General features: G+C 64.3%; 14 protein-coding genes and 1 tRNA gene. 4 read left to right on the top strand and 11 right to left on the bottom strand.

The features are described 5' to 3' along the window. The 4 genes from H7841_15310 to H7841_15295 all read left to right on the top strand — a co-directional run. Positions 1-550 (top strand): HAD-IC family P-type ATPase (locus H7841_15310; protein MEO5338240.1); only part of this gene is annotated, 550 nt, incomplete at its 5' end. After that, entirely contained in the window at positions 547-1,266 is a 720-nt protein-coding gene (locus H7841_15305; GenBank protein MEO5338239.1) for a sulfite exporter TauE/SafE family protein, read from the top strand. The genes H7841_15310 and H7841_15305, both read left to right, overlap by 4 nt. Before the next feature lie 76 nt (positions 1,267-1,342). Then, a complete protein-coding gene (locus H7841_15300) occupies positions 1,343-2,002 on the top strand; it encodes a nitrous oxide reductase accessory protein NosL (GenBank protein MEO5338238.1) in 660 nt (219 codons plus the stop codon). A gap of 68 nt (positions 2,003-2,070) precedes the next feature. Beyond that, positions 2,071-2,490, top strand: a complete 420-nt coding sequence (locus tag H7841_15295) for a nitrous oxide reductase accessory protein NosL (GenBank protein ID MEO5338237.1) — start codon at positions 2,071-2,073, stop codon at positions 2,488-2,490. Between the two features lie 6 nt (positions 2,491-2,496). Here the strand turns inward: H7841_15295 and H7841_15290 are convergent, their stop codons facing one another. From H7841_15290 to tuf, 11 genes are all read right to left on the bottom strand, one after another. Further along, positions 2,497-2,937 carry a hypothetical protein gene (locus H7841_15290; protein ID MEO5338236.1) on the bottom strand — a complete coding sequence of 147 codons (441 nt, stop codon included), beginning with the start codon at positions 2,935-2,937 and terminating at the stop codon, positions 2,497-2,499. 77 nt (positions 2,938-3,014) lie between these two features. Next, complete coding sequence (rpoC, locus tag H7841_15285) at positions 3,015-7,178, bottom strand: DNA-directed RNA polymerase subunit beta' (GenBank protein ID MEO5338235.1); 4,164 nt, start codon at positions 7,176-7,178, stop codon at positions 3,015-3,017. Positions 7,179-7,209: 31 nt separating this feature from the next. Continuing rightward, positions 7,210-11,376: a DNA-directed RNA polymerase subunit beta gene (rpoB, locus tag H7841_15280; GenBank protein ID MEO5338234.1), complete on the bottom strand. Its 4,167-nt coding sequence runs from the start codon at positions 11,374-11,376 to the stop codon at positions 7,210-7,212. Between the two features lie 188 nt (positions 11,377-11,564). Next, positions 11,565-11,936: a 50S ribosomal protein L7/L12 gene (rplL, locus tag H7841_15275; GenBank protein MEO5338233.1), complete on the bottom strand. Its 372-nt coding sequence runs from the start codon at positions 11,934-11,936 to the stop codon at positions 11,565-11,567. A 51-nt stretch (positions 11,937-11,987) separates the two neighbouring features. Beyond that, the gene (rplJ, locus tag H7841_15270) at positions 11,988-12,506 is read right to left on the bottom strand and encodes a 50S ribosomal protein L10 (GenBank protein ID MEO5338232.1); all 519 of its coding nucleotides are present in this window, start codon (positions 12,504-12,506) and stop codon (positions 11,988-11,990) included. A 295-nt stretch (positions 12,507-12,801) separates the two neighbouring features. Beyond that, on the bottom strand, positions 12,802-13,503 hold the full coding sequence (gene rplA, locus H7841_15265) for a 50S ribosomal protein L1 (GenBank protein MEO5338231.1): 702 nt from the start codon (positions 13,501-13,503) through the stop codon (positions 12,802-12,804). 4 nt (positions 13,504-13,507) lie between these two features. Further along, the gene (gene rplK / locus H7841_15260; protein MEO5338230.1) at positions 13,508-13,936 is read right to left on the bottom strand and encodes a 50S ribosomal protein L11; all 429 of its coding nucleotides are present in this window, start codon (positions 13,934-13,936) and stop codon (positions 13,508-13,510) included. 71 nt (positions 13,937-14,007) lie between these two features. After that, positions 14,008-14,538, bottom strand: coding sequence for a transcription termination/antitermination protein NusG (nusG, locus tag H7841_15255; protein ID MEO5338229.1), 531 nt, complete (start codon positions 14,536-14,538; stop codon positions 14,008-14,010). A 6-nt stretch (positions 14,539-14,544) separates the two neighbouring features. After that, a complete protein-coding gene (gene secE / locus H7841_15250; GenBank protein ID MEO5338228.1) occupies positions 14,545-14,742 on the bottom strand; it encodes a preprotein translocase subunit SecE in 198 nt (65 codons plus the stop codon). A 76-nt stretch (positions 14,743-14,818) separates the two neighbouring features. Beyond that, a tRNA-Trp gene (locus H7841_15245) sits at positions 14,819-14,894 on the bottom strand. Positions 14,895-15,027: 133 nt separating this feature from the next. Beyond that, positions 15,028-15,148: elongation factor Tu (tuf, locus tag H7841_15240; GenBank protein MEO5338227.1), on the bottom strand; the 121-nt coding region annotated here is incomplete at its 5' end.

The raw sequence follows: 15,148 nt of genomic DNA, 5'->3' as shown, positions 1-15,148 counted from the left end.
GTTCGGCATCGCCGACCGGCCGCGCCCCACCGCCGCCGCCGCCATCGCCCGCCTGCACGCCATGGGCATCGAGACCCTGATGGCGACCGGCGACGTGGAAGCCGCGGCCCGCCACGTGGCGGCCGAGGTCGGCATCGACCGGGTGATCGCCGGGGCCTCTCCGGCCCGCAAGCTGGAAATCCTGCGCGAACTGAAGGAACGGGGGCACAAGGTGGGCATGATCGGCGACGGCATCAACGACGCCCCGGCCCTGGCAGCGGCCGACGTGGGCTTTGCCGTCGGCACCGGTACCGACGTCGCCATCGAGGCGGCGCACGTCACCCTGGTCAACGGCGACATCGCCAAGGTGGCCGACGCCATCGACCTGAGCCGGCGCACCATGCGTATCATCAAGCAGAACCTGTTCTGGGCGCTGGGCTACAACACCGTGGCCATTCCGGTGGCGGCGGCGGGCAGGCTGACGCCCATGATCGCCTCGCTGGCCATGGCGCTCAGCTCGGTGTCGGTGGTCACCAATTCGTTGCGGCTGCAAAAGGACGACAAGGCATGAGCCCGGAAATCGACTATGCCGTCGCCTTCACCGCCGGGTTGATGGCCAGCGGCCATTGCGTCGGCATGTGCGGCAGCCTGGTGTCCGCCTTCTTCCTCCGGATGGGGGAAGAGGCCAAGGGCCCCCTGACCTATGCCGCCTACCACGGCAGCCGCCTGGGGGTCTACGCCTTCGCCGGGCTGCTGGCGGCCGTGCTGGGCAACGCCCTGATTTCGACCGGCTCCTTCGGGCTGGCCCAGGGCATCCTGCAGGTGGCGGCGGGCGTGATCGTCATCGTGCTGGGCCTCGATATCCTGGGCGTGCCGCTGTTCCGGATGCCCTTCCTCAAGGTGCCGGTAGGCCTGTTCCGCAAGGTCTTCCTGGCCGCCAGCGCCCGCGGCCCAGTGGCTGGCGCCGCCATGGGAGGGCTGCTCAACGGCTTCATGCCCTGCGCCCTGACGCTGTCCATGGCGGTCAAGGCCACCACCGCTCCGGGTCCCCTGCAAGGCATGCTGCTGATGCTGGCCTTCGGAGCCGGCACCCTGCCTTCCATGCTCTTCGTCTCCGCCCTGTTCGGCAAGCTGGGGGCGAAGATGCGGGGCTGGCTGCTGAAGGGCGCCGCGCTGCTGGTCATCGGGCTTGGCATCGTGACCATCGATCAGGGCGTCAAGTTCTTCACCGTCATGCAGGGCCTGCAGCCCGGCCAGACGGCCCCCATGGAACATCATCATCACTAGAGCCGCTCAAGCGGCCCAGAGGAAGGTACCGGTTGCGGTTGGAAAAAGGGGAATATTTTTGAAAGGAGATAGAGCCATGAATCGTCGTCAACTTTTGAAGGGCGTCGCCGCCGGCGGCTTCCTGGCCGCAACGGGGGCCGCTTCCGGCGCCCGCGCGCAGCAGCCGATCATGCCCTGGGAATGGGTGGAAAAGCAGGCCGAGGTGAAGAACACCGACGGCACCCCGCTCCAGTTCATCCCCAAGGCGCCGAAGGACGCCAATCCGCTGGAGAACGAACTCGCCAAGTATCCCCGCTGCCCCTATTGCGGCATGAACCGCAAGCAGTACCACTTCAGCCGCCATCTGATTCACTATTCCGACGATCTGGTGGACGGCACCTGCTCCCTGCATTGCGCGGCGGTTTCCCTGACGCTCAACCTGGACCGCGTGCCGAAGGCCATCTACGCCCCCGACAACGGGGCCGGCGGCGAGGTCAAGCCGTTGACCAACGCCGAGACCGCCCTCTATGTGATCGGCGGCGGGCATCAGGCTGTGATGAGCAAGACGGCCAAGACCTCCTTCGCCTCGCGCGCGGCGGCCGAGGCGGCGAAGAACGACGGCCAGATCGTCGGCTTCGACGAGGCCGTGAAGCTTACCTACCTGGGCATGGCGGAAGATACCATGCGTATCCGCGGCAACCGGGCTGAGAAGCGCCGCAAGGCCGCCGAGGACAAGGCCAAGGAGCAGGCGAAGTGAGGCTTCTGCCGGCTCTTTTGTTGGCCGTCTCCGTCCTCCTCCCGCAAACGCGGGGGGAGGCTGCGGAGGTGGGCGGCCACGTGGTGCCGCCGCCGGCCGAGACGGACACCTGCGTGGTCTGCGGCATGTTCGTCGCCAAGTACCCGCAGTGGGTGGCGACGGTGTTTTACAAGGACGGGCACGCCCATCATTTCGACGGCGCCAAGGACATGTTCAAGTATTTGCTGGACCTGCCCCGCTACGCGCCGAAGCACCGTGCCGAGGACATCGCCGTCATCGCGGTCAGCGAATATTACGACCTGGCCAAGGTCGACGCCCGCCAGGCCTTCTACGTGACCGGTTCCGACGTTCTGGGACCCATGGGCCATGAACTGGTGCCGCTGGCCACCCAGGTCGACGCCGACGAGTTCCTGAGGGATCACAAGGGCAAGCGCATCCTCCGCTTCGGCGACGTCACACCGGCTCTGGTCAAGGAATTGGACCGGTAGGGAGGGTCAACCGCCCAGCTTCGCCGGTTCCGCCACTTCATCGGCTTCGCCGGATTCTCCGAAGACCTCGTCGCGGATCACCTTGTCGGTGACGTTGGAAAGGTAGGCGACCAGGGCCTCGTTGATTTCCTGGAATTCCGGCCACAGCACCCCGTCGATAAAAGACAGAGGCCCCTTGACCACCACCGTCTGGCGGCGCATGCGGGCGTAGCGGTAGGGCCGGAGACCATAGCGTCGGCACAGGGCGACGAACAGCCGGCGCGACCAGGGATCGGGCAGGCTGAACTTCATCTCGACCGCCGTCTCGCGGCCCGCGCTTTCCCGGAGACGGGCCCGGATGCGATTCGCCGCCGCTCCGGCCGCCGCCCGCTCGCCGGGGGTTGCCGCACCGGCGAACAAGGCCTCGATCTTGCGTAGCTTCTGCCGAAGCTGGCTTTCCGCGTCCATGTCCCTTCCCCGAAAGCGGAACGGGCGGGCCGACTCGCGCCGGACCCGCCCGCCCCGATCTCCGCGAACGAAGCGCCCTATTCCGCCGGAGCGGCCGGGTTGATCTCGATCTGCTGGGCGTCCGGCTCCTTGTCCATCAGCTCCTTGTCGCGTTCCGCCGCCAACTGGCGCATACGGTTCACCATCGCGCCCGTCCCGGCCGGGATGAGGCGGCCGACGATGACGTTTTCCTTCAGGCCGATCAGGTTGTCCACCTTGCCCGACACCGAGGCTTCGGTGAGAACGCGGGTGGTTTCCTGGAACGAGGCGGCCGAAATGAAGGAATGCGTCTGCAGGCTGGCCTTGGTGATGCCCTGGAGCACCGGATGGGCCTGGGCGGGACGACCGTTGAGTTCGGTGGTGCGGACGTTCTCCGCGTCGAACTCGTCACGATCGATCTGCTCGCCACCCAGGAAGGTGGAATCTCCGGTATCGTAGACCTCGACCTTCTGCAGCATCTGGCGAACGATCACCTCGATGTGCTTGTCGTTGATCTTCACGCCCTGCAGCCGGTAGACGTCCTGGATCTCCTTGATCAGGTACTCCGCCAGCGCCTCGACGCCCATCACGCGCAGGATGTCGTGCGGAACCGGGTTGCCGTCCATCAAGGGATCGCCCCGCTTCACATAATCGCCTTCCTGGACGCTGATGTGCTTGCCCTTGGGGATCAGATATTCCTTGGGCTGCTCGTTCTCGTCCGAAGGCACCACGACGATGCGGCGCTTGGACTTGTAGTCCTTGCCGAATTCCACGCGGCCGTCGCTTTCGGCGATGATCGCGTGATCCTTCGGGCGACGGGCCTCGAACAGTTCCGCGACACGCGGCAGACCGCCCGTGATATCGCGTGTCTTGGCCGACTCGCGGGGGATACGGGCCAGCACGTCGCCCGCATGGACCTTGCGGGTCCCATCCACCGACAGGATGGCATCGACGGGCAGGAAATAACGGGCCTCGCCGCCGCTATCCAGGTTGAGAACCTTGCCCTTGTCGTCTACCAGGGTGATGCGCGGCTTGAGGTCGGCACCCTTGGGCTGCTGCTTCCAGTCGATCACCACCTTGGAGGCGATGCCGGTCGCTTCGTCCATGCGCTCGACCATGGAGATGCCGTCCACCAAGTCGTCGAACTTCACCACGCCATTCTTTTCGGTGATGATCGGCAGGGTGTACGGGTCCCATTCGGCCATCTTGTCGCCGCGGACGACACGCTTGCCGCTGGATACCATCACCTTGGCGCCGTAGGGCAGGCGGTGGCGGGCCCGCTCGCGGCCCTGGTCATCGACGACCAACAGTTCCGTGTTGCGGCTCATCACCACCTGCATGCCGTCCGAGTTCTTCACCGTCTGGCAATTGAGCAGGGTGACGGTACCGTCGGCGGTGGCTTCGACCTTCGACTGTTCGGCGCCGCGCTGAACGGCGCCACCGATATGGAAGGTGCGCATGGTGAGCTGGGTGCCCGGTTCGCCGATCGACTGGGCGGCGATGACGCCCACCGCCTCGCCGATATTGACCCGGGTCCCACGCGCCAAGTCGCGGCCATAACAGGCCGCGCAGACGCCGGTAGCCGTCTCGCAGGTAAGCACCGAGCGGATGCGGACGGAATCGACGTTGGCCTCCTCGACGGCGGCAACCTCGTCCTCTTCCAGCAAGGTCCCCGCGGGGACAACCACCGCGGCCGTCGACGGATGGATGATGTCCTCCGCCGCCGTGCGGCCCAGAATCCGCTCGCCCAGCGCCGATACCGTCTCACCGCCTTCGATGACCGCGCGAGTGGTGATCCCCTGGGTGGTGCCACAGTCCAGTTCGTGGATGATGCAGTCCTGTGCCACGTCGACCAGACGGCGGGTCAGATAGCCGGAGTTGGCCGTCTTCAATGCCGTATCGGCCAGACCTTTGCGGGCGCCGTGAGTGGAGTTGAAGTACTCCAGCACCGAAAGGCCTTCCTTGAAGTTGGCGATGATGGGCGTTTCGATGATTTCACCCGACGGCTTGGCCATCAGGCCGCGCATGCCGGCAAGCTGCTTCATCTGGGCGGCTGAACCGCGGGCGCCGGAATGGGCCATCATGTAGACGGCGTTCACCGGGCGGCCGGATTCGACCTTGGAGATACCCTTCATCATCTCCTCGGCGACCCTGTCGGTGCAATGCGACCAAGCGTCGACCACCTTGTTGTATTTCTCGCCCTGGGTAATCAGGCCGTCCTGGTACTGCTGCTCGTACTCCTTGATGAGCTTCTCGGTATCGGCGACCAGCTTGGCCTTGGCGGCCGGAATGACCAGGTCGTCCTTGCCGAACGAAATGCCGGCCTTGCAGGCATGCGAGAAGCCGATGCCCATCAGTCGGTCGGCGAAGATCACCGTCTCCTTCTGGCCGCAGTGGCGGTAGACCATGTCGATGACCGTGGAGATTTCCTTCTTGGTCAGCAGACGGTTGATCATCTCGAATCCGATCTTCGGATTGCGCGGCAGGATCTCGGACAGCAGCATGCGGCCGGGCGTCGAATCGACGCGGAAGACCTTAGGCTTGCCGTTCTCGTCGACGCCACGATAGCGGGCCCTGATCTTGGCATGCAGGGTGGTGGCCTTGGCGGCCAGGGCATGCTCGATCTCGCCGATATCGGAATAGGCAGTGCCTTCGCCCGGCTCGCCATCGCGTTCCATGGTGATGTAGTAGAGACCGAGCACGATGTCCTGCGAGGGCACGATGATCGGCTTGCCGTTGGCCGGGCTGAGGATGTTGTTGGTCGACATCATCAGCACGCGGGCTTCCAACTGGGCTTCCAGGGACAAAGGCACGTGCACGGCCATCTGGTCGCCGTCGAAGTCGGCGTTGAAGGCGGCGCAGACCAGCGGATGAAGCTGGATCGCCTTGCCTTCGATCAGGACCGGCTCGAAAGCCTGGATGCCGAGACGGTGCAGCGTGGGCGCCCGGTTCAGCATCACGGGATGCTCGCGGATGACTTCTTCCAGGATGTCCCAGACTTCGGGCCGTTCCTTTTCCAGCATGCGCTTGGCGGCCTTGATGGTGGTCGCCATGCCGTAGAGTTCGAGCTTGGAATAGATGAACGGCTTGAACAGTTCGAGCGCCATCTTCTTGGGCAGGCCGCATTCGTGCAGCTTGAGTTCCGGCCCCACCACGATCACCGAACGGCCCGAATAGTCGACGCGCTTGCCCAGAAGGTTCTGGCGGAAGCGGCCCTGCTTGCCCTTAAGCATGTCGGACAGGGACTTCAGCGGACGCTTGTTGACGCCGGTGATGGCGCGACCGCGCCGGCCGTTGTCGAACAGGGCGTCCACCGCTTCCTGCAGCATGCGCTTTTCGTTGCGCACGATGATTTCGGGCGCGTGCAGTTCGATCAGGCGCTTCAGGCGGTTGTTGCGGTTGATGACGCGCCGGTACAGATCGTTCAAATCCGAGGTGGCGAAACGACCGCCGTCCAGCGGCACCAGGGGGCGCAGCTCGGGCGGGATGACCGGCACGACTTCCAGGATCATCCACTCTGGACGGGTCTTGGATTCCAGGAAGGCCTCGACCAGCTTCAGGCGCTTGACCAGTTTCTTGCGCTTGGCCTCCGACGTGGTGGAGATCAGTTCCTCGCGCATCTTGATGCGCTCGGCCTCCAGGTCGATTTCCTTAAGCATGTTGCGGATGGCTTCCGCGCCGATGCCGACCTGGAAGCTGTCCTCGCCAAATTCGTCGACGGCATTCTGGTACTGCTCTTCGCTGAGCAATTCGCGCAGCTTGAAGGCGGTCAGGCCCGGTTCGACCACCACGTAGTTCTCGAAATAGAGGATGCGCTCCAGATCGCGCAACGTCATGTCGAGCAACGAGCCGATGCGGCTGGGCAGCGACTTCAGGAACCAGATGTGGGCGACCGGCGAGGCCAGTTCGATATGGCCCATGCGTTCGCGGCGCACCTTCTGCAAGGTGACCTCGACGCCGCACTTCTCGCAGGTGATGCCCTTGTATTTCATCCGCTTGTACTTCCCGCACAAGCATTCATAGTCCTTCACCGGACCGAAGATGCGGGCGCAGAACAGACCGTCCCGTTCCGGCTTGAAGGTGCGGTAGTTGATGGTCTCCGGCTTCTTGATCTCGCCGTAGGACCAGGAGCGGATCTGCTCCGGCGAGGCGATCGCGATCTGGATCTGATCGAAGCGCTGGGTGACCCCGACCTGCCCGAAGATCTTCATCAGCTCGTTCATGGCTTCATTTCTCCTGCCAAGCGGGGTTGCGTCAGTTCAGTTCGACGTTAAGGCCAAGGGCTTGCAGTTCCTTGACCAGAACGTTGAACGACTCGGGCACGCCCGCTTCGAACGTGTCGTCGCCGCGGACGATAGCCTCGTAGACCTTGGTGCGGCCTGAGACGTCGTCCGATTTCACGGTCAGCATTTCCTGCAGCGTGTAGGCCGCGCCATAGGCTTCCAGCGCCCAGACCTCCATTTCGCCGAAGCGCTGTCCGCCGAACTGCGCCTTGCCGCCCAGCGGCTGCTGGGTGACCAGACTGTAAGGGCCGATGGACCGGGCGTGGATCTTGTCGTCGACCAGGTGGTGGAGCTTGAGCATGTAGATGTAGCCCACCGTGACCTTGCGCTCGAAGGCCTCGCCGGTCCGTCCGTCGACCAGGGTCACCTGGCCCGACGAATCCATGCCCGCCTTCTCCAGCATCTCGCAGATGTCCACCTCGTGGGCACCGTCGAATACCGGCGAAGCGATGGGCACGCCCGGCCTGAGATTACCGGCCATTTCGACGATCTGATCGTCGTCGAGGGACTCGATTTCGGCCTTGTAGGCCTCGGCACCATAGATATCCTTCAGCTTGGCGCGCAGCTTCTTGGCGTCGGAGATACGGGAATGCCGCATCTCGTCCAGGATTTCGCCGATCTGGCGACCGAGGCCGGCGCAGGCCCAGCCCAGGTGGGTTTCCAGGATCTGCCCGACGTTCATGCGCGATGGCACGCCCAGAGGATTGAGCACCAAGTCGACGTGGGTGCCGTCCTCCAGATAGGGCATGTCCTCGATGGGCATGATGCGCGAGATGACGCCCTTGTTGCCGTGGCGGCCGGCCATCTTGTCGCCGGGTTGCAGCTTGCGCTTCACCGCGACGAAGACCTTGACCATCTTCATCACGCCGGGGCTGAGGTCATCGCCGCGCTGCAGCTTCTCCACCTTGTTTTCGAAGCGGGCCTGCAGGCGGGCGATGCTTTCCTCGAAGTGGCGCTTCAGTTCCTCGACGTCCTTCATCACCTTGTCGTCGTCGACAACGATCTGGGCGCGCTGGGCGGTGGTATAGCCGGCCAGCACGTCCTCGCCGATCTTGGTCCCGGCCTTCAGTCCCTTGGGACCGCCGGAAGCCTTCTTGCCGAGGATCAGGTCGGTGAGACGGGCGTTGAAGCTGCGCTCCAGGATGGCGCGTTCGTCGTCGCGGTCCTTGGCCAAGCGTTCGATCTCGGCCCTTTCGATGGCCAGGGCGCGTTCGTCCTTGTCGACGCCGCGCCGCGAGAAGACGCGCACTTCGACCACCGTTCCCGATACGCCGGGCGGCACGCGAAGCGAGGTGTCGCGCACATCCGAAGCCTTTTCGCCGAAGATGGCACGTAGCAGCTTCTCTTCCGGAGTCATCGGGGATTCGCCCTTCGGCGTCACCTTGCCGACCAGAATGTCGCCCGGCTTGACCTCGGCGCCGATGTAGACGATGCCTGCCTCGTCGAGGTTCTTCAGGGCTTCCTCGCCGACGTTGGGGATGTCGCGGGTGATTTCCTCCTGGCCCAGCTTGGTGTCGCGGGCCATGACCTCGAATTCCTCGATATGGATCGAGGTGAAGACGTCGTCGCGCACGATGCGTTCGGAAATCAGGATCGAGTCTTCGAAGTTGTAGCCGTTCCAGGGCATGAAGGCGACCAGGGCGTTGCGGCCCAGGCCGAGATCGCCCAGTTCCGTGGACGGGCCGTCGGCGATGGTGTCGCCCGCCTGCACCACGTCGCCCACCTTGACCAGCGGACGCTGGTGTAGACAGGTGTTCTGGTTGGAGCGCTGGAACTTGCGCAGATTGTATATGTCCACTGCCGAGGCGGAGTGCGCCGTTTCCTCGGTGACCTTGATGACGATGCGGGTGGCGTCGATCTGATCGACCACGCCGGCGCGCCGGGCGGTGATGGTGGCGCCGGAATCGCGGGCCACCGCGGCTTCCATGCCGGTGCCGACGAGCGGAGCTTCCGCCCTCAGGAGGGGCACCGCCTGACGCTGCATGTTGGACCCCATCAGGGCGCGATTGGCGTCGTCGTTTTCAAGGAACGGGATGAGCGCCGTGGCGACAGAAACCAACTGCTTGGGCGAGACGTCGATGTAGTCGATGTCCTCCGGCCGCGCCATGATGAAGTCGCCGCCGCGGCGGCAGCTCACCAGGTCGTGGACGAAGTGGCCCTTGGCGTCCAGTTCGGCATTGGCCTGGGCGATGGTGAAACGCCCTTCCTCCATCGCCGACAGGTAGATCACCTGCTGGGCGACGATGCCTTCCTTGACCCGCCGGTAGGGAGTCTCGATGAAGCCGTACTTGTTGACGCGGGCGAAGGTGGCCAGCGAGTTGATGAGGCCGATGTTCGGACCTTCCGGCGTCTCGATGGGGCAGATGCGGCCGTAGTGGGTGGGGTGCACGTCACGCACCTCGAAGCCGGCGCGCTCGCGGGTCAAGCCGCCCGGCCCCAGCGCCGACAGGCGGCGCTTGTGGGTGATCTCCGACAGCGGGTTGGTCTGATCCATGAACTGGGAAAGCTGCGAAGAGCCGAAGAACTCGCGCACCGCCGCCGCCGCCGGCTTGGCGTTGATCAGGTCGTGCGGCATCACGGTGTCGATGTCGACGGCGCTCATGCGCTCGCGGATGGCGCGTTCCATGCGGAGCAGGCCGATGCGATACTGGTTCTCCATCAATTCGCCGACCGAGCGGACGCGGCGGTTGCCCAGGTGGTCGATGTCGTCCACCTCGCCCCGCCCGTCCTTCAGGTCGCAGAGCACCCGGACCACGGCCAGGATGTCTTCCTTGCGCAGGATGCGCAACTGGTCGTCGGTCTGGAATCCGAGACGCGAGTTCATCTTGACGCGGCCGACGGCTGACAGGTCATAGCGCTCGTTGTCGAAGAACAGGCCGTGGAACATGGCCTCGGCCGTCTCCAGGGTGGGAGGTTCGCCCGGACGCATGACGCGGTAGATGTCGATCAGCGCTTCCTCGCGGCTGGAGTTGCGGTCCACCGCGAGGGTATTGCGGATGTAGGGGCCGACGTTGATATGGTCGATGGCCAGCGTCGGAATCTCGGTAACCCCGGCCTTGGCCAGTTCCTCCAGGATGGCGGCGCTGAGTTCGTTGCCCGCCTCCACGTAGATTTCCCCGGTGGCCTCGTTGACCAGATCGGTAGCCACGTAACGGCCGATCAGATCCTCGTTGGGCACCAACTGGTCCTTGATGCCTTCCTCGACCAGCTTCTTGATCAGACGGGGCGTCATCTTGGCCCCGGCTTCCGCCACCACCTTCCCGGTCTTGGCGTCCACCAGGTCGGTGACAAGCTTCACGCCCTTCATCCGATCGGCCACGAAGGGGGTTTTCCAGCCGCCCTTCTTGTGGCGCACATAGGTGACGCGGTCATAGAAGTAGCCGAGGATGTCCTCTTCCGTCATGCCGCGGGTCTCGGACGAATCCACCCCCCGGCTTTCGGCGGCGCGTTCGGCACGCAACGCCTCGGTCTCGTTGGAATCGAGAGCCATCAGCAGGGTGGTCACCGGCAGCTTGCGGCGGCGGTCGATGCGCACGTAGACGAGGTCCTTGGCGTCGAACTCGAAGTCGAGCCAGGAGCCGCGGTAGGGAATGATGCGGGCGGCGAACAGGTACTTGCCCGAGGAGTGGGACTTGCCCTTGTCGTGATCGAAGAAGACGCCGGGCGAACGGTGCATCTGCGAGACGATGACGCGCTCGGTGCCATTGACGATGAAAGTGCCGTTCTCGGTCATGAGCGGCATGTCGCCCATGTAGACGTCTTGCTCCTTGATGTCGCGAATGGAGCGCGAGCCGGTGTCCTCGTCCACGTCCCAGACCACCAGACGCAGCGTCACCTTGAGCGGCGCGGCGAAGGTCATGCCGCGCTGCTGGCATTCCTCGACGTCGTACTTAGGCTCCTCGAACTCGTACTTGACGAATTCCAGGGTGCCGCGTTCGGAAAAGTCCTTGATCGGGAAAACCGACTTGAACACTTCCTGCAGGCCGTATTCCTTGCGCTTCTCCGGCTTTACCTCGCGCTGCAGGAACAGTTCGTACGAGTTGCGCTGAACCTCGATCAGGTTCGGCATCTCGACGGCCTCTTGCAGACGACCGAAGTACTTGCGAATGCGCTTGCGACCCGTGAAGGAAGTGGTCATGGCTTTCCTCGAATTCCTCTGGACACGACAAGACCGCCGCCTCCGGCGCCGCTGCCGAAGGGGACGGCCCTCGATACGGGTATCGCATCCACTTTACCGGCCGCGGTCGGCCTATACGGGCGGATGCGTCGACGTGCCGGCGGTCCGGTCCCCGGCGAGATGCCGGGGGCCGGAGCCGGGTAGCCAGACTACTTGAGTTCGACGGTCGCGCCGGCGCCCTCGAGCTGCTTCTTGAGCTTCTCGGCCTCGTCCTTCTTGCACCCTTCCTTGACGGTCTTGGGGGCGCCTTCGACGAGATCCTTGGCTTCCTTGAGGCCCAGGCCGGTGATGGCGCGGACTTCCTTGATGACGTTGATCTTGTTGGCGCCGGCCGCAGCCAGAACCACGTTGAAATCTTCCTTCTCCTCGACGACCGGAGCGGCAGCGGCGGCCACGGCGGCCACGGCCACCGGAGCGGCGGCGGTCACGCCCCACTTGTCCTCGAGCATCTTGGCGAGTTCGGCGGCTTCCAGAACGGTCAGGCTGGAGAGCTCGTCCACGATCTTGTTGAGATCAGCCATTGTTCACTCCTACGGCTTGGTAACTGTTGCGATGGTTTGAAAACGACGGGGTCAGGCGGCTTCGCCCTTGTCGGCATAGGCCTTGACGACACGCGCCAGCTTGCCCGCGGGGGCCTGCACGACGCCGGCGATCTTGGTCGCCGGAGCCACGAGCAGGCCAACGAGCTTGCCGCGCAGTTCGTCCAGGGACGGCAGGGAGGCCAGGGCCTTGACGCCTTCGACGTCGAGAACCTGCTTGCCCATGCCGCCCCCCAGGATGACGAGCTTGTCGTTGGTCTTGGCGAATTCCACAGCCACCTTGGCGGGCGCTACCGGATCCTTCGAGTAGGCGATCGCGGTCGGACCCTTGAACAGATCCTGGAGGCCTTGGAAATCGGTGCCTTCGAGGGCGAGACGCGTGAGCCGATTCTTGGAAACCTTGAAGTTGGCGCCGGCCTCCCGCATGCGCTTGCGGAGGATTTCCAGCTGAGCCACCGTCATGCCCGAATAGTGGGCGACGACGACAGCACCGGAACCCTCGAAGAGCGAGCGGAACTGAGCGACCAACTCCTGCTTTTCAGTGCGGTCCACTGATCGTCTCCGTCTCACGCCCCCTTCCGCAAGGAAAGCGGTCGGGGGTTGTTGCACCAAGGCCCCGGCGGTTGCCCGACGGAGCCGGTTCGCCTGTCCAGTGCAGCAGTCCAAGCCGTTCTTCGGGCCTATCGGCCCTGAAACGGTTCCACACTGTCTGCGCAGGTTGGTTGCCCATTAAGCCGCCCCGGATCGGACGGCGCCTGCGGTCTGGGACAGGTCGGAGAGGATGTTGCCACCCTCCCCTTCCGCTCCCCTGGGGAAGCGGAATTCCCTATAGAACATGGTGATGGCGTCAGACGCCGCCCACCACGCTGGTCACGTTGAGGCGCAGGCCCGGTCCCATGGTCGAACTCAAGCTGATCTTCTTGAGATACGTTCCCTTGGTGCCCGAGGGCTTGGCCTTGTTGATGGCATCCACGAAGGCGGCCACATTCTCGGCGATCTTCTCGGCCGAGAAGCTGGCCTTGCCGACGCCGGCATGGACGATGCCCGCCTTCTCGACGCGGAACTCGATCTGGCCGGCCTTGGCGGCCCTGACCGCGCCCGCCACGTCGGCGGTCACGGTGCCGAGCTTGGGGTTCGGCATCAGGCCGCGGGGTCCAAGCACCTTGCCCAGGCGACCGACGACGGCCATCATGTCCGGGCTGGCGATGCAGCGGTCGAAGTTGAGTTCGCCCTTCTGGATGGTCTCCGCCAGATCCTCGGCGCCCACCAGATCGGCCCCCGCCTTCTTGGCGTCCTCCGCCTTGTCGCCACGGGCGAAGACCGCCACGCGGACGTCCTTGCCGGTGCCGTGCGGCAGGGACACCATGCCACGCACCATCTGATCCGCATGGCGCGGGTCGACGCCCAGCATGATGGCGATCTCGATGGTCTCGTCGAACTTCGCCTTGGCGTTGCCCTTGACGATCTTCACGGCTTCCTGGAGGTCGTACTGCTTGGTGCAGTCGATGGTCTCGCTGGCCGTCTTGAAACGCTTTCCGATATTCGCCATGGGACTACTCCACCACCTCGAGGCCCATGGAACGGGCGGAACCGACGATCATCCTGGACGCCGCCTCGATGTCGTTGGCGTTCAGGTCCTGCATCTTGGTCTTGGCGATCTCGCGCACCTGATCCATGGTCACCTTGCCGACGAAGCCGCGGCCGGGCGTCTTGGAGCCGCCGGCGAGACCGGCCGCCTTCTTCAGGAAGTAGCTGACCGGCGGGGTCTTGGTGACGAAGGAGAAGGTACGATCCGCGAAGGCCGTGATGACGACCGGGATCGGCATGCCTTCTTCCATGCCCTGGGTCTTGGCGTTGAACTGCTTGCAGAATTCCATGATGTTCAGGCCGGCCTGGCCGAGGGCCGGACCGATGGGCGGAGAGGGATTGGCCTTCCCCGCCGGGACCTGCAGCTTGATATAGCCCGAAATCTTCTTTGCCATTGTCTGTCCTCAGTCTCTTTGTGCCGAGTGCGCGGTACGGCCATGGCTGGCCTCCCGCAGAAAAACCCAGGTCAGGTCTTCTCGACCTGGGAATATTCCAGTTCCACCGGGGTGGCGCGGCCGAAGATGGATACCGACACCTTGAGCCGGGACCGTTCCTCGTCGACTTCCTCGACGGTGCCGTTGAAGGAGGTGAAGGGGCCATCGCTGACCCGTACCTGCTCGCCGACCTCGAACATGATGGACGGCCGGGGGCGTTCGATGCCCTCCTGCACCTGATGCATGATGCGCGAGGCTTCCGCCTCGCTGATCGGGCTGGGCCGGCCGCGACCGCCCAGGAACCCGGTCACCTTCGGCGTGTTCTTGACCAGATGCCAGGTCTGGTCGGTCATTTCCATCTTGACCAGCACGTAGCCGGGGAAAAACTTGCGTTCCGTATTGACCTTGTTCCCACGCCGCATCTCGACGACTTCCTCGGTGGGCACCAGGACTTGATCGATGAGGTCGGCCATGCCGCCCTGGCGCGCCTGTTCCTCGATTGAGGAAGCGACCTTCTTCTCGAAGCCCGAGTAGACGTGAATGACGTACCAGCGTGCCGCCATTTGCCTTTAGCCTTTCAGCCCGAACAACAGCTTGACCCCGAAGGCCATGGTTTGATCGACCACGAAGAAAAACAACGCGGCCAGTACCACCATCAGGAACACCATGCCGGTGGAGATACCGGTCTCCTTGCGGGACGGCCAAGTGACCTTGGACGCTTCCTGGCGCACCTCGCGGACGAACTGACCCGGGCTTACTTTCGCCATGCCTTGACCTTACGACCTTCTCGTTCCGATCCGTCCCGCCGCCCCCATCATCCAGGAGCCGGCGAAGCCGGGAAAATGGCAGGGGCAGCAGGGCTCGAACCCGCGACCTGCGGTTTTGGAGACCGCCGCTCTACCAGCTGAGCTATACCCCTAGAGCGATCAACCGTCCGCCGACCTGGCTCAGGCCGGAAAACCGGCGCGCGGACAGGCCGACTCCGTCGACCTGTCCGCGTCGTTTCCGGCGCATGGTTTAGCAGCCAACGCAGCCGATTGCAATCTTCGTCCTCACTTGTCGATCTTGGCGACGACGCCGGCGCCGACGGTCCGGCCACCCTCGCGGATGGCGAAGCGCAGGCCTTCGTCCATGGCGATCGGAGCGATCAGCTCGACCTGCATGGTCACGTTG

This window comes from Magnetospirillum sp. WYHS-4 (assembly GCA_039908345.1).
Taxonomy (GTDB): domain Bacteria; phylum Pseudomonadota; class Alphaproteobacteria; order Rhodospirillales; family GLO-3; genus JAMOBD01.
Note: the sequence above shows the minus strand (reverse complement) of the source record. Positions and strands in the feature narration are given on the sequence as shown.